The following is a 23,764-nucleotide window of genomic DNA, read 5'->3' as shown; positions in this document are numbered from 1 at the left end:
TTGAGCAGCATCTCGGGCAGCACGGTGGAAATCAGGTGCTGCCAGACTTCCGGCGCCGGCTGGGCGAGGTTGACCAGAATGGCGAAAATCGGCGCGGCAATGACCAGAGCGACCAGGCTGGCAAACACCAGCCACCCCATGCCATGGCGCCCGCGCAGGCGCGGCATTGGCGTCGAATGTTCCAGGATTGGCGCGGCGGACTCGGTCACTGGCCTTGCATAAGCCAAATGAAAGCCGTTCGCAAATGCTCCGGAACGCCATGACGTCGCATGCCTGCCGGGATGGGGGAATGCCATGATTGAGCGATTGATGCCCGGCCGTGGCTTAACCTATGCTCATCGCTCAGAGCAGGAGGGGGCGATGGGCGACACAAGCCGGTTCGTCCGCATGAACCAGGGCAAACCATCGGATGCACAACTGCGCTATCTGCGCCGTGGTCTGCGTCAGCCCGGCGGCAAGCTGCCCCTGTTCGACGAACATGGCCAGCAGATCAGTACCCATACTATTGAATCCTGTATCAAGGCTGGCTGGGCCGAGCCGTGGTTTGAAAACCCGATCAAGCCGGACTGGCTGGTCTGCAAACTGACGCCCCAGGGGCGCGCCCTCTTCGACATTAGGCATTGAGCATGTGTTTGAGTTTGTTTCGCCGCGCCAGCCTGCTGGCGGTGTCCGTTTCTGTCCTGGCCGTAGTGCTTTCCCCCCAGCTTCTGGCACGGCCCAGCGATCGCTTTTCCGCTCCGCAGGCCCCCTCTGCGGCCCCGGTCGACAGCCTGCCGGCCCTGCTGCAGCGGGCCGAAGCCGGCGAGGCCGAGGCGCAGTATCAGGTTGGCCTCGCTTTTCAGTTCTCCATCGGCACGCGGCGGGATGATGCGACAGCCCGGCAATGGTTTGCCAAGGCCGCGGCACAGGATCACCCCCGCGCACTGGCCAGCCTCGGCTTCATGCAGGCAGTGGGTGCAGGTGGACCGGCCGATCCGGTGGCAGCCGAACAGGCGCTGCGCCGGGCAGGCGAGCGCGGCGAGGCAGCGGCCTGGGCCAACCTGGCCGAACTGATCCTGGCCTATCGACCGGCTGAGCAGGCCCAGGCGATGGCCCTGCTGGAGCGCGCGGTGGCGGCCGGCGCGATGAATGCCCGCTACCGGCTCGGTCGTTTCCTGATCGAGGGCGATCTGCTGTCCGCCGACCCGGTGCGCGGCCGGGCTCTGCTGGATCAGGCGGCCGAGGGCGGCATTCCTTATGCGCAGGCCTATCTTGCCTATCTGATCCTGGAGGGGCGCAACGAGGCCGAGGCGGCACGTGGCCTGGCACTGGCGCAGCGTGCTGCCAATGCCGGCCTGGCTGAAGGCGTCAACGAATTGGCGCGCTATTACCTTACCGGCACCGGTACGGCGCGTGACCCGAAGCAGGCGGCGGTCCTGTTTGCCCGTGCCGGCGAGCTGGGCGAAGCCAATGGCTGGTTCAATCTGGCCCAGTTGCAGGAAGAGGGCGTTCTAGGTCAGCCCGATTTGCCGCAGGCCCGGCAGACCGCACTGCGGGCCGCCCAGATGGGCCATGTTCCTGCGGCGGCGATGGTCGGGCGCATGCTGTATCGCGCCGAAGGCGGACCCCGAGACCGGGCCGGAGCATTGCCCTATCTGCGTATCGCCGCCGAGGCCGGCTCGGCGGATGCGCAGAACATGCTGGCCTCCCTGCTGTTCAATGGCGATGGCACGGCGGCCGATCAGAAAACCGCAATGGACTGGTGGGAGAAGGCCGCCGCAGCGGGGCAGGGTGCCGCAGTGAACAATTTCGCCACCTATCTGGCCAGCGGGCGCGGCCGTCCGGCCGATCCGGTGCGGGCGCGTGAGCTGATCTCGAAGCAGGCCGAGCAGGGCTATACCCCCTCGCAGTTCCGCTGGGCGCTGTGGCAGGAGCAGGGCTGGCAGGGCACGCCCAGGGATCTGCCGGCGGCGATCAACTGGTTCCGCCGCGCTGCCGAGAATGGCCATGCCGCAGCCGCCTTCAAATACGCCGCCTATCTCGAGGCCGGCGAGGGCGTACCGGCCGATCCGGTCGCGGCGCGGCGCTGGTATGGTGCCGGCGCCGAACGTGGCAACGCCGACGCCCAGTTTCAGTATGCCCGGATGCTGTCGGCCGGCGATGGTGGCGCTGCCGATCCTGCAGCCGCCCAGCGCTGGCTCGCGCGCGCCGCCGCCCAGGGCCATCCCGAAGCCCTCTTTGTGCTGGGCGACATGACCTTCCAGGGCGATGGTCGGCCGGCCGATCCGGTACAGGCCTGGGCCTATCTGCGGCTGGCCGAGGAATTCGGCATTGCCGAGGCGGGGGGAAACCGCCGCTATATCGAAAGCCGGCTGCCGCCGGCAGACCTGGACCGTGCTGCGCAGACCGCCCGGCGCCTTGCCGCGGCGATCAAGCGCGAAAGGGAGGATGAGTGATGATTGCGCTCGCTGCCGCCGCTCTGGGCTGGGTGCTGCTGCATCTGGTCGTGGCTGGTCCACTGCGGCCCCGGCTGGTCGCCCGGCTCGGGCTGCCCGCCTACCGAGGGTTGTTTTCTCTTTTGAGCGTGGTCAGTCTTGGCTTGCTGATCTGGACCTATAAAGATGCGCCTTACATTGAATTATGGCCGACCACTTCTCTGGTCGCTTTGGTGCCGCTCATGGTGATGCCCTTGGCCCTTCTGTTGCTGGTCGGCAGCCTGCGTCCCAGCAGTCCCACCCTCGCCGGGCCAGACATGGTGCTGAAGGGACCGTTGCCGGTGCGTGGCTTCACCCGCATCACCCGGCATCCGATGCTCTGGGCGTTCAGCCTCTGGGCGGCGTCTCACATGATCGCCAATGGTGACCTCGCGCACTGGCTGCTGGCCGGCGCTGTCCTGGTCACTGCGGTGAACGGGATGTATTCGAGAGACCGTAAGCGGGCAGCCCAGTTTGGTGAGGAATGGCAAAGGTTTATTGGAAAAACCTCGATCGTTCCGCTGGCCGCTGTGCTGCAGGGGCGCATCCGGCTGCGCTGGCAGGATATCGGAATCTCCAATATTGTAGTTTCAGCAATACTTTATGGCCTAATTCTGTGGGCGCATGAAATCTTGTTCGGAACTCCGGCTTTTCATCCGTAAAGTCGGGCGCATATGATGATAAAATTAAAAATAAATAACAAAAACAACTATTTAAAATATAATAATGATCTAAAAGATCAGATCTAATGGGGCGGCGAGCAGCAGGGCGTTTCATTGGCTGGTTCCGGCCGGCGCGCGCCGGGGACGGCAGACGGGAGGATCCCAGCCTGCAGGAGCAGCTTTATGCCGCGATCCGCCAGGCCGTGCTGGGCGGCGAACTGCCGGCCGGCGAGCGTCTGCCCTCCAGCCGCGCGCTGGCCGCCGACCTGGGACTTGGCCGTAACACTGTGATCATTGCCATGGAGCGGCTGGTTGGCGAGGGTTATCTCGAAAGCCGCCGGGGCGCCGGGCTGTTCGTCGCGGCCGACCTGCCTGCCGAGGGTATTCTGCCGTCGCCAGCCGGCAGCGCATCCCGGGCGCCTGCATTGTCTCGCAGATCAGACCGCTTTGCCACTCTGCACGCAGAAGGCGAGCCGTTACCGGCGCGACCCTTTGCGACCGGGCCTCTGGCCTTGGACGAATTTCCTCTCGACCTGTGGCGACGGCTGGCCAACCAGAGCCTGCGGCGGACTGGCGACAGACTGCTCAGATCCAGTCCGGCACAGGGGCTGCCTGAACTGCGGCAGGTGCTGGCCGGCTATCTGGCCGAGACGCGGGGCGTGGCCTGCACGCCGGAGACCATCGCCATCGTTTCCGGGGCGCAGCAGGCGCTGGACCTGATCGGCCGCCTGCTGCTCGACCCCGGCGATGCGGTGGCGGTGGAGGATCCCGGCTATGTCGGCATGCGCGAGGCACTGGCCGGTGTTGGTGCCCGGCTGCTGCCTGTGCCGGTGGACGAGCAGGGCTTCGACCCGGCCGCTCTGGCCAGACTGCACCCGACACCCAAGATGGTGATGCTGACACCCTCGCACCAGTTCCCGCTCGGCATGACGCTGCCGCTCAGCCGTCGTCTGGCCCTGCTGGCCGAAGCGCGGGCACGTGGTTTGTGGATCGTGGAGGACGACTACGACTGCGAGTTCCGCTACAGCGGCCCGCCGCTCCAGGCCCTGCAGGGCCTGGATGGTGCCGATCGCGTGCTCTATGTCGGCACCTTCAGCAAGGTGCTGTTTCCCGGTCTGCGGCTGGGCTACGTCGTGCTGCCGGCGCCGCTGGTGGAAGGATTCCTGCGCCTCAAGGCGACCGCCGACGGTTTCGCGCCGCCCTGGTCGCAGGCGACACTGGCCAGCTTCATCGCCGAGGGCCATCTGGCCCAGCATGTGCGGCGCATGCGCGTGCTGTACCGCCGTCGGCGCGCAGCCTTGCTGGCGGCCTTGCAACAGCATGCCGGCGACCTGTTTGACATCCGTGCCTCGGAGGCCGGCCTGCATCTGGCGGCCGAATTCCGTGACGGCCGGGATGACCGCGCCGCCGCGCAGATGGCCAATGCCGCCGGTCTCAGCGTCACGCCGCTGTCGCGCTATGCGATCAGCCGACCGGTCAGCGGGTTTCTGCTCGGTTTCGCCGGCTTTCCCGAAGCCGAACTGGAAGCCGCGGCTCAGCGTTTGGCAAAGGCCTTGAGATAGCCCGGCAGGGCGATACCGGCCTTCATCTGCGGATCGGGCAGGGGCGCATCGAAACCCTGGGTGAACGGCATCACGCCGGTCCAGACCGGGATCCCCATATCCTCCGGATCATCCTTCGGCGGACCGCTGCGGATCTTCACGGCCGCCTCGGTCAGCGGCATGCGCAGCACCATCGTGGCCTTGAACTCCTGCTTGTTCGGGCCGCGGATTTCGGCCCAGCGGCCCGGCGCGATCCGCTGGGTGAAGGCCTCCAGCGACGCCATCTTGTGATCGTCCGGCACCTGCTCGAACTGACCGAAGGCGACCACCGAGCGGTAGTTCATCGAATGATTGAAGGAGGTGCGGGCAAACACCAGCCCGTCCAGCAGGGTGATGGCAACACAGGCCGGGATGCCGGTGGCCAGCGCCATGGCCATGCGGCTCTTGGTGGAACCATGGATGTAGAGATGATCGCCCTCGCGCCAGTAGGCGGTGGGAATCACGATCGGCTTGTCCTTGTCGGTGAAGGCGACGTGACAGGCATAGCCGGCATCCAGCACCGCATGCAGGGTGGCGGTATCGTAATGGCCGCGATTGGGCAGGCGCTTCACGCGGGTACGGGCACTGGCGGGTTTGGCGGGGGGCGGGGTCATGGGGGCGTTCATGGGACAACTCCTTGTATCCCAGCGGATAGCCCGAAACCGGACCCTGATTAAGTTCCAGTTTTCATAAAATTCATGGGTCCAGTAAATTCGGGCGCGGTTTGCGCCGCCATGGATGGCGTGCTACAGGCGCAGACGGTTTTTTTTGCAGCCTGCCGCCGCCGGCAGGCCTTTGATTGAACAAGCTTTCGGAGTGCGGACACGGTGTGGGACACCCTGCTGATGCTGGGCAAGGGCCTTGTGGCGGGCTTCATCATCGCCGCGCCGGTCGGGCCGGTGGGCGTCCTCTGCGTGCAACGGACCCTGCAGCAGGGCCGCGCGGCGGGGCTGATGTCGGGGCTCGGGGCCGCCGTTGCCGACGCCGCCTATGGCTGTATTGCCGCTTTCGGCCTCAGCCTGATCTCTGGCTGGCTGCAGGCGCATGAAATGCTGTTCCGCATCGGTGGCGGCCTTTTCCTGCTGTTCATGGCCTGGCGCATGCTGCGCGCCGCCCTGCATCCCGCGCCGGCCGTGGTTGTGGCGGGCAGCTATACCGAAAGGCCGATCGCCTGCTTTGTTTCCACCTTTGTCCTGACCGCGACCAATCCGATCACCATCGTGGCCTTTCTCGGAATCTTCGCCTTTTTCGGCATCGGCTCCTTCGGCCTGTCAAACGAAATGGCAGCCTGGCTGGTGCTGGGTGTCTTCGCCGGATCCTCGGTCTGGTGGCTGTCGCTGGCCGGATTGGCCGGCGCTTTCCGCCAACGCCTTGGCAACGGCGGGCTGAAATGGATCAATGGTCTGTCCGGACTGCTCATGCTCGGCTTCGGCCTGTATGGCATCGGCAGTATTTTGCTCAGCAGAGGATTGTGATGACGGATCAGCATCAGGATTTGCCGCCCATCGAAGTGATGCCGAAGGATCTGTCGCAGTATCGCACCGGCAATCGCGGCGTCGATTATGTGCATACCTTCGACTCTGGCCGGCCCGGTCCGCATGTGATCATCAACGGGCTGACCCACGGCAATGAATTCTGCGGCATGATCGCGGTGACCCATCTGCTGGAGCAGGGCATCCGGCCCGTGCGCGGCAAGCTGACAGTGGCGTTTGCCAATATCGATGCCTATCACCGCTTCGATCCGGCCAAGCCGTTTGAATCGCGCTATGTCGAACGCGACTTCAACCGCGTGTGGGATGCCGACACGCTGGAAGGGCCGGATGCCACCGTGGATGTGAAGCGCGCCCGTGCGCTGCGCCATATCTATGCCGAGGCGGATGGCCTGCTGGACCTGCATTCGACCTCCTATGCGGTGCCGTCGATGCTGATCTACGAGCCGCATGCCAAGCTCGATCCGCTGACGCGCTTCCTGCACTCGCCCCTGCATCATGTGATCCTGCCTGGCGTGAAGCATCCTGGCCGGCCGCTGATCCAGTACGATGCCTTCGGCAGACCCGATGCCAGCCCGCTTGCAGTGGTGGTTGAGTGCGGTCAGCACTTTGCGCGCAGCAGCGGCGAGATCGCGATTTCGATCACCATGCGCTTCCTTGATTTCTATGGCCTGATCCCTGCCGATCTCGCAGCGCAATACAAACCCGAGACTGGCCCGGCCAAGCGCTACGAGGTCACCGACGTGAAAGTGGCCAAGACGGACCAGTTCCGTTTCGCCGCCAATTTCATCGGCTTTGAAGACCTGCCGGGCGGCGCCCTGATCGCCACCGATGGCGATGAGGAACTGCGCGCGCCGGCCGAAGGCTGCACCATCGTGATGCCGGCCCGCCGGATCGTGAAGGGCAGGGACGTGGTCTCGCTGGCGCGCCGTCTGCAGTAGTTGCCGACGCAAGATTCGCCAAGACGGCGGCAGCAAAAACGCGGACCAATCCGCGCGGAATTGGTTCGATTAACCTTGCTGTTCCACCCGGGTATCGGCTGCCTTAACGGCAGGCACAGGGGCAGTTTTTTGGCCATGATGTTTTTACAGTCAGGTGTAGACGTATATACGTCTGCCCGCCTATGATCCGGCAGCGCTGCAAGGACCGCGGGGGCGGACTTGTCAGCTTACGGCCTGAAAAATACAGGCTGATATCACCGTTTGGGAGAAGGAATAGGGGACGATGCAAAGAAGCAAGTTCTTGAAGGCGACGCTGGTCGCAGCAGTTGCCACGGTCGCTCTGCTCGGCGCACAGCCGGCCGCGGCCAAGACGTTCAAATGGGCCAATGACGGCGACGTCAACTCGATGGACCCGTATGCCCGCAACGAGACGTTCCTGCTCAGCTTTAACCTCAACATGTATGAGGGGCTGTTCCGTCGCGACAAGAACCTGAAGCTCGAGCCGGCGCTCGCCACCAAGGTGGAAATGCCGAGCCCGACCGTGTGGCGCTGGACGCTGCGCCAGGGCGTGAAGTTCCATGGCGGTGAGCCCTTCGTCGCTGATGACGTGGTGTTCTCCTATGGCCGCGCTGCCGGCAAGGGCTCGAATGTCGCCGGCAACTTCGTGTCGGTGAAGGAAGTTCGCAAGGTCAGCGAGACCGTTGTGGAAATCGAGACCAAGTATCCCGACCCGCTGCTGAACGACAAGCTGTCGCAGATCGGCATCATGTCGAAGGCCTGGGCCGATAAGAACAACGCCCAGTTCACCGCGGACATGACGAAGAACGAAGAGAACTTCGCCACCCGCAACTCGAACGGCACGGGCCCGTTCAAGCTCAAGCTGCGCGAGCCGGATGTGCGCACCATCCTCGAGCCGAATCCGACCTGGTGGGACAAGCCGGAGCATAACCTCACCGAGGTGATCTTCCAGCGCGTTGCCAACGATGCCACCCGCATCGCCGCCCTGCTGTCGGGCGAGGTCGACATGGTTTACACCGTGCCGCCGCAGGATACCGATCGCATCAAGCGCACCGCGGGCCGCAAGGTTCTCGAGGCGCCGGAAACCCGCATCGTCTTCCTGGGCTTCAACCAGCAGCTCGACGAGCTGCCGGATACCAGCGTCAAGGGCAAGAACCCGTTCAAGGACAAGAAGGTCCGCGAAGCGTTCTATCGTGCCGTCGACGTCGAGGCGATCAAGCGCACTGTCATGCGTGGCCAGTCGCGCCCCAGCGCCCTGATGATCGGCACCGGCCTGAACGGTTACGACCAGGCCGCCGATGTGCGTCCGAAGTTTGATCCGGAAATGTCGAAGAAGCTGCTGGCGGAAGCCGGCTATCCGAACGGCTTCGAGACCCGCATGGATTGCCCGAACGACCGCTACGTCAACGACGAAGCGATCTGCCAGGCGACCGTGGCGATGCTGGCCAAGGTTGGTATCAAGATCAACCTGGTTGCGCAGACCCGCGCCAAGTACTTCGCCCAGATCCTGCGCACGGCCTCTGACATCGAGAAGTCGCCGCAGATTTCCTTCTACATGCTGGGCTGGTCGCCGGGCGCCACTTATGACGTGCACAACGTCTTTGAGTCGCTCATCCAGACCCCGTCGAAGGCATCGGGCAAGGGCCTGTTCAATGCCGGCGGCTATTCGAACAAGGCGTTCGATGCGCTGGCCGACAAGATCGAACAGGAAACCGACAAGGCCAAGCGCGACGCGATGATCAAGGAAGCCACCAAGATCTATCTCGACGACTTCGCCTATATCCCGCTGCACCAGCAGGTCGTGGTCTGGGCTGCCAAGGACAATGTCGACCTTGTCCAGCTCTCGGATAACTACTTCCCGCTGCGCTTCGTGAAGATGAAGTAAGCCATACACTGGTGATGGGCGGCCCGGGCCAGACACTCGGGCCGCCCTCCGTTTCCAGATTGCCCCCATGATCGCGTTTATCATTCGCCGTTTGGTGCAGGCCGCGCTTGTTATGCTTGCGGTGGCCTTCATTGCCTTTGCGATGTTCAACTACGTTGGCGACCCCGTCGCCATCATTGCCGGCCAGGATCTGCCCGCCGAGCAACGGATTGAACTGCGCAAGAGCCTGGGGTTGGACGACCCCACACCCGTCCGCTTCGCCCGCTTTGTCGGCAATGCCGTGCAGGGCAAGTTCGGTCTCAGCTATCGCACTGCCGAACCGGTCGGCAAGATGATCCTTGAGCGCCTGCCCGCCACGCTGGAACTCAGCATCGTCGCGATGATCGTCGCACTCTGCGTCGGCATCCCGATGGGCGTGTTCTCCGGCCTGTACCCGCGCCACTGGCTCAGTCGCAGCATGATGACGGTGTCGCTGATCGGCATCTCGTTGCCCACCTTCCTGATCGGCATCCTGCTGATCCTGATCTTTGCCGTGCTGCTCGGCTGGCTGCCCAGCTTTGGCCGCGGCGATGTGGTCAAGCTCGGTATGTGGAGCACCGGCTTCCTCACCGTCAGCGGCTGGAAGGCCGTCATCCTGCCATCCATCACGCTCGGCCTGTTCCAGATGACCCTGATCATGCGCCTGGTGCGTTCGGAGATGCTGGAAGTGCTGCGCACCGACTACATCAAATTCGCCCGCGCGCGTGGCCTGACCAACCGCGCGGTGCATTTCGGCCATGCCCTGAAGAACACGCTGGTGCCGGTCATCACCATCACCGGCCTGCAGCTCGGCTCGATCATCGCCTTTGCCATCATCACCGAGACGGTGTTTTCCTGGCCCGGCGTCGGCCTGCTGTTCCTGCAGTCGGTGCAGGCGGTCGATATCCCGGTTATGGCCGCCTACCTGGTGGCGATCGGCATGCTGTTCGTGATGATCAACCTGATCGTCGATATTCTCTATTTCGTGGTTGATCCCCGCCTGCGCAGCTCGGGCGCCAAGGCAGGTGCGAAATGATGCTGCCCACTGCACGCGTCATCGATTTCTGGCGCAAGGCGTCTGACAGCGACATCTACTGGAGCTTCACCCGCTCCAAGCTGGTCATGGTGTCGGCGCTGATCACGGCGATTTTCATCATCGGCGCTTTCGGCGCGCCGTATCTGGCGCCGCATAATCCCTTCGATCTGGCGTCGCTGGAGCTTTCGGATGCCTTCAAGCCGCCGGCCTGGGAAGATGGCGGCGAAGCGAAATACCTGCTCGGCACCGACGACCAGGGCCGCGATCTGCTGTCCACCATCATGTATGGCTCGCGCATTTCGCTTGTCGTCGGCTTCATGGCGGTGATCTTCGCCATGACGGTCGGCATCACACTCGGCCTGGTCGCCGGTTATCTGGGTGGCGCGGTCGACAGCTTCATCATGCGCGTTGCCGATGTGCAGCTGTCCTTCCCGGCAATCCTGATTGCCCTGCTGGTGGATGGCGTGTCACGCGGCATCCTGGGTCAGGCGCGGCATTCCGATTTCGCTGAAGCCGTGCTGGTCGTCGCCATCGGGCTGAGCTACTGGGTGCAGTATGCCCGCACCGTGCGCGGTTCCGTGCTCGTGGAGAAGAGCAAGGAATATGTGCAGGCCGCCCGCGTCATCGGTCTGCCCGGTCCGCTGATCGCCATCCGCCATGTGCTGCCCAACGTGCTGGGTCCGGTGCTGGTGATCGCCACCATCAACCTGGCGCTGGCCATCATCACCGAGGCGACGCTCAGCTTCCTGGGTGTTGGCCTGCCTCCGACCGAGCCCTCGCTCGGCACGTTGATCCGCATCGGTAACGATTTCCTGTTCTCCGGCGAATGGTGGATCACCATTTTCCCCGGCATCGTCCTTGCCGTTCTGGTGCTCGCGGTCAATCTGCTGGGCGACTGGCTGCGCGATGCCCTCAACCCGAAGCTCCGGTGAGTAGCATGACCAGCCCGAAGCTGCTTGAAGTCAAAAACCTGCGCGTCGAGTTCCCCACCCGACGCGGCACCCTGGTGGCCGTCGACGACGTGTCGCTGGAAATCTCTGCCGGCGAAGTGCTGGGCGTGGTGGGTGAGTCCGGCGCCGGCAAGTCAATGACCGGCGCGGCCATCATCGGGCTGCTGGAGCCGCCGGGTCGCATCGCGGCAGGCGAAATCCGCCTCGAAGGTCGCCGCATCGACAACCTGCCGTATCATGAGATGCGCAAGATCCGCGGCCGCCAGATCGGTGCGATCTTCCAGGATCCGCTGACCAGCCTCAATCCGCTCTACAAGGTCGGCGACCAGCTGGTCGAAACCATCCTGACCCATCTGCCACTGAGCCATGCGCAGGCGCGTGACCGTGCCGTCAAGCTGCTGGAAGATGTCGGCATTCCCTCTGCCGCCGAGCGTATCAACAGCTATCCGCACCAGTTCTCCGGCGGCATGCGCCAGCGCGTGGTGATTGCACTGGCGCTCGCCGCCGAACCCAAGCTGATCATCGCCGACGAACCGACTACAGCGCTGGATGTCTCGATCCAGGCGCAGATCATCCAGCTGCTCAAGCGCCTGTGCCGTGAGCATGGCACGGCGGTGATGCTGGTGACCCACGATATGGGCGTGATCGCCGAGACCGCCGACCGCGTTGCCGTCATGTATGCCGGCCGCATCGCCGAGATCGGCCCGGTGCAGGATGTGATCAAGCGCCCGCATCATCCCTATACCGTCGGCCTGATGGGTGCGATCCCGGCTATGGGGCACAAGACCGAGCGTCTGACCCAGATCGATGGCTCGATGCCGCGCCTGAATGCGATTCCCAAGGGCTGTGCCTTCAACCCGCGCTGCCCCAAGGTCTTCGACCGCTGCTATGTCGACCGGCCCGAGCCGATGCCGAGCGGCAAGAGCCAGACCGCCTGCTGGTTGGTGAAGGATCCGGCACATGTCTAAGCCCACCAGAACCCGAGACTTCTCCGTTCCCATGCTCACGGTCACCAACCTCAAGCGCGTCTTCGATGTGTCGGCGCCCTGGCTGAACCGCCTGCTGGAGCGCAAGGGGCGCAGCATCGTGCGCGCCGTCGATGGCGTGAATTTCTCAATCAATAAGGGCGAGACCTTCAGCCTGGTGGGCGAGTCCGGCTGCGGCAAGTCCACCGTCGCGCGCCTGATCGTCGGCCTGTATGAGCCGAGCGACGGCTCGATCAATTTCGAAGGCGTAGAGATCGGCTCGGCTGCGGAGCGAGGTAAACACCCCGATATTCAGGGGCGCATGCAGATGATCTTCCAGGATCCGTATGCCTCGCTCAATCCGCGCTGGCGGGTCGGCGACATCGTGGCCGAGCCGCTGCGTTTCCGCAAACTGCTGAGCGGCAATGCCGCTGTGGACAAGCGGGTCGGCGAGCTGCTTGCCCAGGTCGGCCTGTCGCCGCTGGATGCGCGCAAATTCCCGCATGAATTCTCCGGCGGCCAGCGCCAGCGCATCTCGATTGCGCGCGCGCTCGCCGGCGAGCCGGAATTCCTGGTCTGCGACGAGCCGACCTCGGCGCTCGACGTGTCGGTGCAGGCGCAGATCCTCAATCTGATGAAGGATCTGCAGCGCAAGCTCGGCCTGACCTACCTGTTCATCAGCCACAACCTGGCCGTGGTCTATCATGTCTCCGACAAGGTCGGCGTGATGTATCTCGGCCGCCTGGTCGAGTGGGCCGATACCCAGACGCTGTTCTCGCGCCCGCTGCATCCCTATACCCGCATGCTGCTGGACGCGATTCCCGATCTCGACATGACCGGGCGCTCGCGCACACCAGTAGCCGGCGAGGTGCCCAGCCCGCTCAATCCGCCGCCGGGCTGCAGCTTCCATCCGCGCTGCCCGCTCGCCAATGAGCGCTGCAAGCGCGAAGTACCCAAGGCGATCATCGTCGAGGGCGGTGCCGTGGCCTGCCATGCAGTCGAGGAAAACCGCCTGCCGCCGTGGAAGGTTCAGGCTGCCGCCTGATCGGGACACCTGATACGGATGATCGGCCGGGCCTCGCAGCCAGTCGCTACCGGGCAGCATTAACCTATCTGACAGTCGGGATGCGCTTGTTTCGGCGGGCGCACCTGCCTACATTTGTCTGACGCAGGCTCCTGTCTGCGCTGTACATCATCTGCACTTCCGATAACAACGGTCGATGTCGCCGGGGGAACAAGCGGCACGGCCATAACGAAGGAGGCCGGGCGATGAGTTACCGCGATATCACGGTTCATCTGACGCTGGACCCGCGCAATGCTGCGCGCACGCAGATCGCCATTGCGATGGCGCGGCGCTTCGGCGCGCGCATCAGCGGACTCTACACAGTCCCGCCGCCGAATGTGCCCTATTACATGGGTGAGTATATTCCCACCGAGCTGATCCAAAAGCAGATGGACGAGGCGCAGAAGGCCTCGGTCGGTGCCAAGGAGGAGTTTCTTTCAATCTGCAGCAATGCCGGTATCGAGCATCGCTGGCTCAGCAGCGACCTCGCGCCGGTCGAGGCTTTGCGTCTGGCCGCGCGCTGCAGCGATATCGCCGTGGTCGGCCAGCCCGATCCCAATCCGGCCGACCCTGCCGCCATTCCCTATGGCACCGATGTGCTGCCGCATGAACTGGCCCTGCAGGCCGGCCGTCCGATCCTGGCGGTGCCCTATGCTGGCGGCACACCGGAACTTGGTCGCCGCATCCTGGTGGCTTGGAATGGCAAGCGCGAGGCTGCCCGTGCATTGCACGATGCTATGCCCTTGCTGCGGGGCGCCGAGGTGGTGCATCTGATCTCCGTCGGACCTGAGCGCAAGGGGCGCACGGCCCTGGCCGAGATCACCGACCATATGCAGCGGCACGGCCTGCGGCTGGAATCCGCCGTGATTCCGGCCAATGGCGGCAAGGTGGGGCAGGTGCTGCTGGCCGAGGCGGCGGCGCGTAATGCCGATATGATGGTGATGGGCGCTTTCGGTCATTCGCGGCTGCGCGAAATGGTTTTCGGCGGCGTCACCGAAACCGTACTCGGCAAGATGACCTTGCCGGTCTTGCTGAGCAATTGACGGTGCGGCGTCGGCTATGCCCCGATGCCGCTCATCAGGCGTGAGCGGTTCGCCGCCTTGAAAAAGGCGGCATTGGTCTTCCGCAATGTCTCGATTTCCGCCTTGATCGCTTGTGCGATCTCCAGCTGGCGTTCCGCGCTCATGCGATCCGCGATCGCCGAGACGCTGATGGCCGCGACCGGGCTGCCGTCATCAAGCGTGATCGCCGCACCGATGGTGCAGACGCCCGGCACGATGGCGCCGTCAATACAGGCATAGCCCTTGGTGTCGGCCTTCCCGAGAATGGCGGCTAGGCCGGCATCCGACAGCGGGAAGGCGCGGCGTGCCGCAGCGCCTTGGGCGATGATTGCCGTCCGCTCGGGCTTCGACAGCGCGGCCAGGATGGCGGCGCTGCCCGCACCGATGCCCAGTGGTCGCCGGTCGCCCACTTTCAGGGTCAGGCTCTTGATCGGATAGCTGCCCTCCAGCCGCTCGACACAGACGGCCGCGTCGCCATTGCGCACGACCAGATAGACCGTGTCGCCAAACTGCGTGACCAGACGGGCCATGGCGGGATGCAGAAGCTCGACCAGGCCGTTGCGGTTGGACACGCCGCTGGCCCAGGAAAAGATCTTGTAGCCAACGAAATAACGGCCGCTTTCCGCGTCGTGATCCACCAGTCGGTATTGCACCAGCCCGGACAGCAGCCGATGCGCGGTGGCCTTGCCGAGCCCTGTCGCGGCGCAGACCTCGACCAGGCGCAGGCCTTTTTCCGGCTCCTGACTCAGCGCTGAAATCAGCAGGTCAATCCGGGCGATGCTTTGATGCATGCCGCCATCGACGGCCGAGGCGGGGGCTGCGGGAGCTTTCGTGGAAATACGGGGCAAGGCGTGGCCTCTGAATTGACGGCTTGACAAAGGCCGGCCAAATCTGTCTCAATAATAGATACATAGTTTCGTTAAACGAGACAAGTATTTTTTTGCGCCGGTCATCCGATATCGGCGCGGTAAGGGGAAGAAACGATGAAATCTCTGATCAAAGCGCTTTTGCTCGCCGCTTGTGCGGCCGGTTTTCTGGCAATTGCCGTCCCGACCAGTCCGGTCAGGGCGCAGGCATGGCCCGCGCGCGCCGTCACCGTCGTGGTGCCTTTCGCGGCGGGCGGCACGACGGATGCCCTCGGTCGTCTGGTGGCGCAGCAACTCTCCGTCCGGCTCGGCCAACCGGTCGTCGTCGAGAACCGCGCCGGTGCCGGCGGCGGGGTGGGGGCCAGTGCCGTGGCCAAGGCCGCGCCGGATGGCTACACGCTGCTGATGGGGGCGGTGAGCACCCATGCGATCAATCCCTCACTCTACAAGACGCTCACTTATGATCCGGTGAAGGACTTCGCGCCCATCGCCTATATCGCCGGCGTGCCCAATCTGCTGGTTGTCAGCCCCAAGCGGGTCCAGGCCAAGACCGTCAGCGAGCTGGTGAAGGAGATCAAGGCGCAGCCTGATGGTCTCAGCTTCGCATCGGCCGGCAACGGTACCTCGATCCATCTTTCGGGCGAGATGTTCAAGGTCGCCTCCGGACTGAAACTGACCCATGTGCCCTATCGCGGTTCGGGCCCGGCCGTGGCCGATCTGGTCGGCGGCAATGTCGACCTGATGTTCGACAATCTGCCTTCCGCCCTGCAGCTGGTGAAGAGCGGCGGCCTGCGGGCGTTGGCGATCACCGCGGCGCAACGCTCGCCAGTGCTGCCTGATGTGCCGACCATGATGGAATCGGGGTTCCCAAACTTCGTGGCGGAAAGCTGGTTCGTGCTGTTCGCGCCGACCGGCACTCCGACGGCAATCACCGAACGGCTGACCCGCGAGGTGACAGCCATTCACGGGATGCCGGAATTCCGCGAGCGGCTGGCCACTCTCGGCGCCAATCCGCGCTCCCTGACTGGTGCGGCTCTCACGGCCTTCATCGCAGAGGAAGCCCGCAACTGGGGCGAGGTCGTGCGCAAGTCCGGCGCCCAGGCGGAATGATCAGACTCCAAAGTAATAAACACACAGCAAAGCAGAGACCATGACAGCCTCTCCCCAGTTCACAAACGCGACCCGCACCATGCAAGGCGGGCGCGCCCTTGGCGAAATGCTCAAGTTGAGCGATGCAGGCCTTCTTTTCGGAATGGGTGGTTTCCAGTTACTGCCCTTCTATGAGGCCTGCCGCGCCCTGGGGCTGAAGCATGCCCTGATCAACGATGAACGCTGCGGCGCTTTTGCGGCCGATGCTTACGCCCGTGTCACCAACCGCCCTGGTGTGGTGGATGCGACGCAGGGACCGGGGGCCACGAATATCGTTACCGGTCTGGCGGAATCCTACAATGCCGGCATTCCGATCATCGCGATCACCGGCAACACCAATCGGGAACATTCCTTCAAGAACATGACGCAGGAGGCGCGGCAGATCGATATCCTGCGTCCGGTGGTGAAGGAGGTGATCCGCATCGACATGGTCCAGCGCATCCCTGAAGCGGTGCGCCGTGCTTATGCGGTCGCCACGTCCGGCCGGCCGGGCCCGGTCCTGATCGACATTCCGGAAGACATTGCCCATGCGGAACATGATTTCTCCGCTGCCGATTTCTGGATCGACGCCGGTACGCTGAAGGCGCAGGCGCGACGTTCGCTGCCCGATCCGGCCGAACTCAGTCGGGCAGTGCAGATGATGGCGAAGGCGAAGCGGCCGCTGCTTCTGGTCGGTGGCGGCATCCATGTCTCCGAAGCCTATGATGCACTGATCGCCCTGGCGGAGCAGGAAGGCATCCCGGTCGCCCATACCATGTCAGGCAAAGGTGCGATCAGCTGCAACCATCCACTTTCCGCAGGTGTGTTCGGCCGCTATTCCCGTATTGCCAATGAGCTGGTCGAAGCCTCCGATTGCCTGATCGTTGTCGGCTGCAAACTGGGCGAGATCGCTACCCGCCGTTTCTCGCTGATCGGTGCCGGCAAGCCGGTCATCCATGTCGAGATCTGGCCAGAGGAAATCGGCCGCACCACACGCACCGATGTAGCGCTGGTGGGCGATGCCAAGTTGACACTGGAAGCCATGGCCGCAGCGCTGAGGGATGGTCACAAGCGGGCAGCGGCGAGGGCGGACTATTGCGCCGAAGTACCGGTACGAATGGCCGAATGGCGCAAGGGCGCGGCCGACCGGCTCGAATCCACCGAGACGCCGATCAATATCGGGCGCATCATGGGTGAGCTGAACAAGCGGATGCCGGCTGATGCCGTGCTGGTTGCCGATGGCGGCTTTGCTGCGCATTGGGGTGGCCTGTTGTTCGAGACCAAGGCGGCCGGGCGTCATTTCGTTGCCGACCGCGGCTTTGCCTCGATCGGCTATGGCGTGCCGGGTGGGTTGGGGGCCCAGATCGGCGTCGGTCCGAAGCGCCGTGTCGTGGCGCTGACCGGCGATGGCGGATTCAACATGTCGCTGGGCGATCTTGAAACCGCGCGGCGGCTCGGCGCGAATTTCATTACCATCGTCTTCAACAATGCCGCCTCCGGTTATGTGAAAGCGCTGCAGCATGCTGTCTACGGCGCGGGGAATTATCAGTCCTCCGACCTGATCGAGATGGACTATGCAAATATTGCAAAGGCGATGGGTTGCCACGGCATTCGTGTCGCCGACCCGGAAAAGCTGGGCCCGGCAATCACCGAGGCGCTGACAAAGACGGATAGCCCGACGGTCATCGACGTGGTTGTCACCCGCGATCCGGCGCGGATGCTGCCCGGCGTGGATAACCGCACGCTGAAAGTGCAGAAGGGCGACCGGCCGGTCTGAGGGCGATCAGCAAGGCTAGGCGGTATTCGGTGGCGTCACCGAACCGTACTCGGCAGGATGACCTTGCCGGTGTTGCTCAGCGACTAATCCGCTGCGGCGGCAGGCAGCGGGATGGCATCGGCGATGACCACCCGGTTGCGACCGGCGCGCTTGGCGGCATAGAGCGCGGCATCGGCTTGGCGTACCAGATCCTGCCACGCCTTTCCGTGCTCGCCCAAGGTCGCGACACCAATGCTGACCATCAGTGGCACGCGATGACCGTCCACCTCGATGACGAGGTCGGCTACGGCCTTGCGGATGCGCTCGGCCAGCAAGGCTGCGCCGGTGGCGGGGGTGTTGGGCAGCAGGGCGCAGAATTCCTCGCCGCCCACGCGCCCGAACAGGTCTTCCCGGCGCAGGCAGGCCTGGGTTGCCGTGGCAAAGCGGCGCAGCACTGCATCGCCCGCCGGATGGCCATACTGGTCGTTCACCAGCTTGAAATGGTCGATATCCAGCATAAGCAGGCTGAGCGGGGTGCGGTGGCGGTTGCTGCGCGCGACCTCGATTTCCGCGGCTTCGTCCAGGGCGCGCCGGGTCAGAGCTTCGGTCAGTGCGTCGCGCCGCGCCGCCTCCTGCAGGCGGGCTGCGATGGTCTGGTTGACCAGCAGGATGGCTGCGAAGACCACGGTGATCGAGAGCAGCATCGGGATCAGGAAGATCCAGCCTAAAATCGGAAGCTGCGCCAGCGGCCGTTCGACCGCCGGCAGTGACCACACCGCAAGCGCAAGGGCGAGATAGAACAGGGACTGGGTACCCAGCGTCATGCCGGACAGAATCTGGGAGAAGCGCGTGCTTGGCCTCAGATCGCGCAGCATGCTATGGACCCGCAGAACCGAGAGCAGCACAAAGCTACCGAGCAAGGTCACGATGCGCAGGCGCGAATTGCTTTCGGCGGTGAAGTAAACCACCCCGACGGCGGCTACGACGAAGATCACCGCACCAGCACGGTAGGGCAGGGGGCGGCCGAAAAAGGCCTCGATGCCCCACCAGGTCAGGATAAATCCGGCGAGCACGAAAAAGTTGGCAACAACGAGCGAAGCTGAGGGCAGCATGCTGCTGCGCAGGTAAATCCCGAGCACGCCGATCGAGATCGCCATGGCGCCGGCAGCCCAGAAGGAAAGTCCTCGCATGCCGCGATGAATCCGCCACAGCGCGACGAGAATGCCGGTTTCAAGGCACGTTACGAGAACCGTTATAAAGCTGACTGTTGGTGTATCGAGATGCATGAAATCGGCGGCGATGGGGGCGGTTGATTTTGCACCGGATGGTTGCGAAAAAGCAACTGCGGGGCGACCCATGCGGTGGCATTTGGCACAACGGCGCTATATCCTCACATTCAACCCACCTAGATGCTGCACATGCTGCTGTCCACCAAAGAATCCCTGCTGCTGGTTATTGATATTCAGGATCGCCTGCTGCCGGTGATGCATGACGGCGAACGCGTTGTCCGACAGACCGGGATTCTGCTGCAGGCTGCAGCCGTGTTGCAGATTCCCGTGCTGCTGACAGAACAGTATCCAAAAGGTTTGGGGGCTACGGTCCCGGAAATCCGCACGGCTGCCGGCAGCAGCGTAATGCTGGAAAAACTGCACTTTTCCGCCTGGAGTGAGCCGGCAGTACGTGAGTATATCGCCAGCATCGACCGTCCTCAGGTGGTGATTGCCGGGATCGAGGCGCATGTCTGCGTATTGCAGACAGCGCTTGAACTGGCTGGTGCAGGCCGCAAGGTCATGGTGGTCGCCGATGCTATTTCATCGCGGCATCCGGACAGCGTCGCCGTGGCAAAGAATCGCATGGCGGCGGCAGGGATCGGGCTGGTCACCGCCGAGATGTGCCTGTTCGAATGGCTTGGCAGTGCCGCGCATCCTGAGTTTAGAACACTGTCCCGCCTGATCAAGTGAGTTGAAAGGATTTCCCATGCGCGAGCCGCTGGTGCTCATTCCCGGCCTGCTGCTGACCGACGATTTCTGGCGTGAGCAGATCGCCCGCCTGTCTGACGCGGCGCAATGCATCTCGCCACGCTGTCATTACGACCAGGACAACTTTGGCGATATGGCCCGGCTGATCCTGGCAGAGGTACCGGATCGTTTCGCGCTCTGCGGCCTGTCCATGGGGGGCTATGTCGCGCAGGAAATCATGCGTCAGGCGCCGCAGCGGGTTACCCGCATCGCACTGATGGATACCTCGTCGCGGGCCGATACGCCGGAACAGACCGAGCGCCGCAGCGCACTGATCCGCCTCAGCCAGATCGGACGTTTCAAGGGTGTGACGCCACAGTTGTTGCCACTGCTGCTGCATCCGGACAACCAGACCAACAAGATACTGGTTGATCGCATCATGGCGATGGCAGAGGCCATCGGCCGTGACGGTTTCATCAGGCAGCAGACCGCGATCATCAACCGGCCGGACGGTCGTCCGGACCTTAAGACTTACAAGGTGCCGGCACTGGTGTTGTGCGGACGACAGGACGCGCTCACACCGCTGGAACTGCATGACGAGATGGCCTCGCTGATCCCCAATGCGGTGCAGGTGGTGCTGGAGCATTGCGGCCATCTGCCACCCATGGAACTGCCCGATGAAACGGCAGCGGCGTTGCGGCAATGGCTTGCCGCCTAGACCGTCAATTCCGGTGACAGTTCGCTATAGGCCGCGATCTCGATGCGATTGCGCCCATCAGCCTTGGCGCGATAGAGCGCGACCTGCGCCTGTTGCGTGATCTCGTTCCAGTCGTCGCTATGCAGACCCAGGGCGGCCAGACCAAAGCTGGCAGTCAGTGAAACGACACCCTTGCCGACATCGATCGCCGCGGCGGCGATTTCAAGGCGCAGCCGTTCCGCCAGTTGCTGTGCACCGCCCAGGCGCGTGCTGGGCAACAGCAGGCAGAAGGTGGTGCCATCGAGGCGGGCAAGATAATCCTCGCGCCGCATGTTGCGGGTCACGATCTCGGCGACCTGGCGCAACACAATATCGCCGGCGCTGAAACCATACTCACTGTTCACCGTGTCGAAATGATCGAGATCGAACACCACTACGGACAGGCCATAGCCGTGCCGCTTGGCGCGGGAGATTTCCTTGGCGCCGAGATCGTCGATCAGGCCGCGGTTGATCAGGCCGGTGAGGGGGTCGGTCTGGGCGCTGACCTGCAGACGCTGCTGCAGTCGCTGGTTCAGCATCAGGATGCAGGCGGCCGTGACCAGCAGCGAGGCGATGGAGGGCAGCAGGAAGATACCTGCTCCCAGCGGGCCGCCGCCGAAATCGCTCTGTTGTAATGCTCCCGTGAGCGCTGCAATCGCACGCAGCAGGTAGAGCACGCCCAGCGCGCCGGCCAGCATGCCGATGAAGGCCTGGGTCTGCACCAGCGCCGCCTCGATGCGGAACAGCATCGTCCAGGCAATCAGGCTGCAGGCGACGCATGCCATGGCGGCAATGAGGGCGGCGCGGATGACCAGGTTGGGATCAACCAGCAGGAACCAGGAGAAGGCAGCGAGATAGACGACAAACAGGACGGCGGTGCTGCGGTAAGGCGCCGGACGGTATTTGAACCGCATGAAGCCGATCCACTGCAGCAGATAGCCAAGTGCGAACATGGCATTGCCGAACAACGCCACATAGGGCTCGTTCTGCGGCGTGCGCAGCATCAGCACGGCAACGCCGACGGCAAACAGCACATTGCTGAGCGCCCAGTGGGCCGGGCCTTCCTCGCGCGGATGCACCACGCTGACGCCAACCATGACAAGGACATTGACGCCCATAAGCGCCAGAGTCACCAGGGCAATAATCGGCAGGTTGGTAACCCCGACTATCCCCTGCATGGCATCACACGTCGATGTCGGTGGCGAAGGCGGCGCGCTCCTGGATGAACTGGAAGCGCATTTCCGGCTTGCGGCCCATCAGGCGCTCGACCAGGTCTTCGGATTCTTTCACTTCTTCCACCGGCACCTGAACCCGCAGCAGCACGCGGTTCGCCCGCGTCATCGTGGTTTCCTTCAACTGGCTGGGCGGCATTTCGCCCAGGCCCTTGAAGCGGCTGATCTCGACCTTGCGGGTGCCGAAATGCTCCTTGATCAGCCTGTCCTTGTCGGCATCGTCCATGGCGTAGAAGGTCTTGCCGCCGGCACTCAGGCGATAGAGCGGCGGCTGGGCAAGATAGAGATGGCCATGCTCGATCAGCTTCGGCATCTCGCGGAAGAAGAAAGTCATCAGCAGCGATGCGATATGCGCGCCATCGACATCGGCATCGGTCATGATGATGACCTTGTCGTAGCGCAGATCCTCGTTGCGATACTTGCTGCCGATCCCGCAGCCCAGTGCCTGGATCAGGTCGGCCAGCTCCTGGTTGGCGGCCAGCTTGCCCGAGCCGGCCGAAGCCACGTTCAGGATCTTGCCACGCAGCGGCAGCACGGCCTGGGTGCGGCGGTCGCGCGCCTGCTTGGCCGAGCCGCCCGCCGAGTCACCCTCGACGATGAAGATTTCCGAGCCGTTGGCGGCTTCGTCGGCGCAGTCGGCCAGCTTGCCGGGCAGGCGCAGCTTGCGCGTCGCCGACTTGCGGCTGACATCCTTCTCCGCCCGGCGGCGCAGGCGGTCTTCCGCGCGCTCGATCAGGCGGGCCAGCAGGGCATTGGCATGCTGCGGTGCGCCGGACAACCAGTGATCGAAGTGATCCTTGATCGCTGTTTCGACCAGCTTCTGCGCTTCCACGGTGACCAGCTTGTCCTTGGTCTGGCCCTGGAATTGCGGATCCTTGATGAACAGCGACAGCATCGCTGCGCCGGCGCCCAGGATGTCGTCGGCGGTGATCTGCGCCGCCTTCTTGTTGTTGGTCAGCTCGGCATAGTCCTTCAGGCCGCGCAGCAGGGCCGAACGCAAGCCGGCCTCATGCGTGCCGCCTTCGGGCGTGGTTACCGTGTTGCAGTAGGACTGCAGCCAGCCTTCGTCGATATCCTGCGGCCAGTGGATCGCCCATTCCACCTTGCCACGCTCGCCCGCCAGCTCGGCGCGGCCGGCAAACGGCGTCGGCGTCACGGTCTGCTGGCCTTCCAGCTGTTCGCTCAGGTAATCCTGCAGGCCGCCGGGGAAATGCAGCACCGCTTCGGCCGGCGTCACTTCCTCGCTGCCCTTCAGCAGTTCGGGCGCGCAGGCCCAGATGATCTTCACGCCCGGATAGAGATAGGCCTTGGAGCGCGCCATCTTGAAGATGCGCGAGGGGCGGAAATGCGCGCCCTTGCCGAAAATCTGTTCGTCGGGATGGAAGATCACCGCGGTGCCGCGCCGGTTCGGCGCCGCGCCCACTTTCACCAGCTTGCCCTGCGGGGCGCCGCGCGAATACTCCTGCCGCCACAGCTCCTTGTCACGCGCCACCTCGACCGTCAGGCGATCCGACAGCGCATTCACCACCGAGATGCCGACGCCATGCAGGCCGCCGGCGGTGGAATAGACCTTGGACGAGAACTTGCCGCCCGAATGCAGTGTGGTGAGGATCACCTCCAGCGCCGACTTGTCCTTGAACTTGGGATGCCGGTCGATCGGGATGCCGCGGCCGTTATCGGTCACCTTCAGGCTGCCATCCGCCTGCAGGGTTACCTCGATACGGTCGGCATGGCCGGCGACGGCCTCGTCCATCGAATTGTCGAGCACTTCGGCGAACAGATGGTGCAGGGCCCGCTCGTCGGTACCGCCGATATACATGCCGGGACGACGGCGCACCGGCTCCAGGCCTTCGAGAACCTCGATGTCCTTGGCGGTGTAATCGCTGCCGCCCTTGCTTCCCTGCTGGAACAAGTCGTTCATTCTATTCACGGATTCGGATTAAGGGGTGACTCGTATTTGCGCCGC

The 23,764-nt window shown here is 63.8% G+C and carries 21 protein-coding genes and 1 pseudogene; 16 read left to right on the top strand and 6 right to left on the bottom strand.

The features are described from left to right. A pseudogene (locus tag AAG799_RS04510) lies at positions 1-209 on the bottom strand (hypothetical protein); the annotation flags it as partial. Between the two features lie 85 nt (positions 210-294). Between AAG799_RS04510 and AAG799_RS04505 the strand changes: the two are divergent. The 4 genes from AAG799_RS04505 (at position 295) to AAG799_RS04490 (ending at position 4,677) form a co-directional block, all read left to right on the top strand. After that, positions 295-624: a hypothetical protein gene (locus AAG799_RS04505; protein ID WP_341894608.1), complete on the top strand. Its 330-nt coding sequence runs from the start codon at positions 295-297 to the stop codon at positions 622-624. Between the two features lie 8 nt (positions 625-632). Further along, positions 633-2,435 (top strand): tetratricopeptide repeat protein, encoded by a 1,803-nt coding sequence (locus AAG799_RS04500; RefSeq protein ID WP_341894607.1) that lies wholly within the window; start codon positions 633-635, stop codon positions 2,433-2,435. After that, the gene (locus AAG799_RS04495) at positions 2,435-3,115 is read left to right on the top strand and encodes an NnrU family protein (RefSeq protein WP_341894606.1); all 681 of its coding nucleotides are present in this window, start codon (positions 2,435-2,437) and stop codon (positions 3,113-3,115) included. The genes AAG799_RS04500 and AAG799_RS04495 overlap by 1 nt, the downstream gene beginning before the upstream one ends. Before the next feature lie 86 nt (positions 3,116-3,201). After that, complete coding sequence (locus tag AAG799_RS04490) at positions 3,202-4,677, top strand: PLP-dependent aminotransferase family protein (protein ID WP_341894605.1); 1,476 nt, start codon at positions 3,202-3,204, stop codon at positions 4,675-4,677. On the opposite strand, the gene AAG799_RS04485 is transcribed toward AAG799_RS04490, so the two are convergent. After that, entirely contained in the window at positions 4,650-5,309 is a 660-nt protein-coding gene (locus AAG799_RS04485) for a pyridoxamine 5'-phosphate oxidase family protein (RefSeq protein WP_341894604.1), read from the bottom strand. The genes AAG799_RS04490 and AAG799_RS04485 overlap by 28 nt on opposite strands. 213 nt (positions 5,310-5,522) lie before the next feature. Here AAG799_RS04485 and AAG799_RS04480 point away from each other — a divergent pair, with 213 nt between their 5' ends. From AAG799_RS04480 to AAG799_RS04445, 8 genes are all read left to right on the top strand, one after another. Beyond that, entirely contained in the window at positions 5,523-6,170 is a 648-nt protein-coding gene (locus AAG799_RS04480; protein WP_341894603.1) for a LysE family translocator, read from the top strand. After that, on the top strand, positions 6,170-7,126 hold the full coding sequence (locus AAG799_RS04475) for a succinylglutamate desuccinylase/aspartoacylase family protein (protein ID WP_341894602.1): 957 nt from the start codon (positions 6,170-6,172) through the stop codon (positions 7,124-7,126). The genes AAG799_RS04480 and AAG799_RS04475 overlap by 1 nt, the downstream gene beginning before the upstream one ends. Before the next feature lie 283 nt (positions 7,127-7,409). Next, positions 7,410-9,029 carry an ABC transporter substrate-binding protein gene (locus tag AAG799_RS04470; protein ID WP_341894601.1) on the top strand — a complete coding sequence of 540 codons (1,620 nt, stop codon included), beginning with the start codon at positions 7,410-7,412 and terminating at the stop codon, positions 9,027-9,029. Positions 9,030-9,096: 67 nt separating this feature from the next. Then, complete coding sequence (locus AAG799_RS04465) at positions 9,097-10,083, top strand: ABC transporter permease (protein WP_341894600.1); 987 nt, start codon at positions 9,097-9,099, stop codon at positions 10,081-10,083. Next, entirely contained in the window at positions 10,080-11,015 is a 936-nt protein-coding gene (locus tag AAG799_RS04460; protein WP_341894599.1) for an ABC transporter permease, read from the top strand. Before AAG799_RS04465 ends, AAG799_RS04460 begins: the two co-directional genes overlap by 4 nt. A gap of 5 nt (positions 11,016-11,020) precedes the next feature. Further along, on the top strand, positions 11,021-12,001 hold the full coding sequence (locus AAG799_RS04455) for an ABC transporter ATP-binding protein (RefSeq protein ID WP_341894598.1): 981 nt from the start codon (positions 11,021-11,023) through the stop codon (positions 11,999-12,001). Next, entirely contained in the window at positions 11,994-13,043 is a 1,050-nt protein-coding gene (locus AAG799_RS04450) for an oligopeptide/dipeptide ABC transporter ATP-binding protein (RefSeq protein ID WP_341894597.1), read from the top strand. Before AAG799_RS04455 ends, AAG799_RS04450 begins: the two co-directional genes overlap by 8 nt. A gap of 224 nt (positions 13,044-13,267) precedes the next feature. Then, positions 13,268-14,104 (top strand): universal stress protein, encoded by an 837-nt coding sequence (locus tag AAG799_RS04445; RefSeq protein WP_341894596.1) that lies wholly within the window; start codon positions 13,268-13,270, stop codon positions 14,102-14,104. Between the two features lie 14 nt (positions 14,105-14,118). Here AAG799_RS04445 and AAG799_RS04440 read toward each other — a convergent pair whose 3' ends face one another. Then, on the bottom strand, positions 14,119-14,970 hold the full coding sequence (locus AAG799_RS04440) for an IclR family transcriptional regulator (protein WP_341894595.1): 852 nt from the start codon (positions 14,968-14,970) through the stop codon (positions 14,119-14,121). Between the two features lie 135 nt (positions 14,971-15,105). Between AAG799_RS04440 and AAG799_RS04435 the strand changes: the two genes are divergently transcribed. Beyond that, entirely contained in the window at positions 15,106-16,098 is a 993-nt protein-coding gene (locus AAG799_RS04435; protein WP_341894594.1) for a tripartite tricarboxylate transporter substrate binding protein, read from the top strand. Positions 16,099-16,138: 40 nt separating this feature from the next. Continuing rightward, positions 16,139-17,893 (top strand): thiamine pyrophosphate-binding protein, encoded by a 1,755-nt coding sequence (locus tag AAG799_RS04430; protein WP_341894593.1) that lies wholly within the window; start codon positions 16,139-16,141, stop codon positions 17,891-17,893. 83 nt (positions 17,894-17,976) lie between these two features. Here AAG799_RS04430 and AAG799_RS04425 read toward each other — a convergent pair whose 3' ends face one another. Continuing rightward, positions 17,977-19,062, bottom strand: coding sequence for a diguanylate cyclase (locus AAG799_RS04425; protein WP_341894592.1), 1,086 nt, complete (start codon positions 19,060-19,062; stop codon positions 17,977-17,979). Between the two features lie 228 nt (positions 19,063-19,290). Here AAG799_RS04425 and AAG799_RS04420 point away from each other — a divergent pair, with 228 nt between their 5' ends. Then, positions 19,291-19,833 (top strand): hydrolase, encoded by a 543-nt coding sequence (locus tag AAG799_RS04420; protein ID WP_341894591.1) that lies wholly within the window; start codon positions 19,291-19,293, stop codon positions 19,831-19,833. 16 nt (positions 19,834-19,849) lie between these two features. Next, entirely contained in the window at positions 19,850-20,548 is a 699-nt protein-coding gene (locus AAG799_RS04415) for an alpha/beta hydrolase (RefSeq protein ID WP_341894590.1), read from the top strand. Here the strand turns inward: AAG799_RS04415 and AAG799_RS04410 are convergent. Beyond that, positions 20,545-21,744, bottom strand: a complete 1,200-nt coding sequence (locus AAG799_RS04410) for a GGDEF domain-containing protein (RefSeq protein ID WP_341894589.1) — start codon at positions 21,742-21,744, stop codon at positions 20,545-20,547. The two genes, AAG799_RS04415 and AAG799_RS04410, sit on opposite strands and share 4 nt — an antisense overlap. A gap of 4 nt (positions 21,745-21,748) precedes the next feature. Beyond that, positions 21,749-23,719: a DNA topoisomerase IV subunit B gene (parE, locus tag AAG799_RS04405; protein ID WP_341894588.1), complete on the bottom strand. Its 1,971-nt coding sequence runs from the start codon at positions 23,717-23,719 to the stop codon at positions 21,749-21,751. Positions 23,720-23,764 lie beyond the last annotated feature (45 nt).

This window comes from Ferrovibrio terrae (genome assembly GCF_943371255.1).
Classification (GTDB): domain Bacteria; phylum Pseudomonadota; class Alphaproteobacteria; order Ferrovibrionales; family Ferrovibrionaceae; genus Ferrovibrio; species Ferrovibrio terrae_B.
Note: the sequence above shows the minus strand (reverse complement) of the source record. Positions and strands in the feature narration are given on the sequence as shown.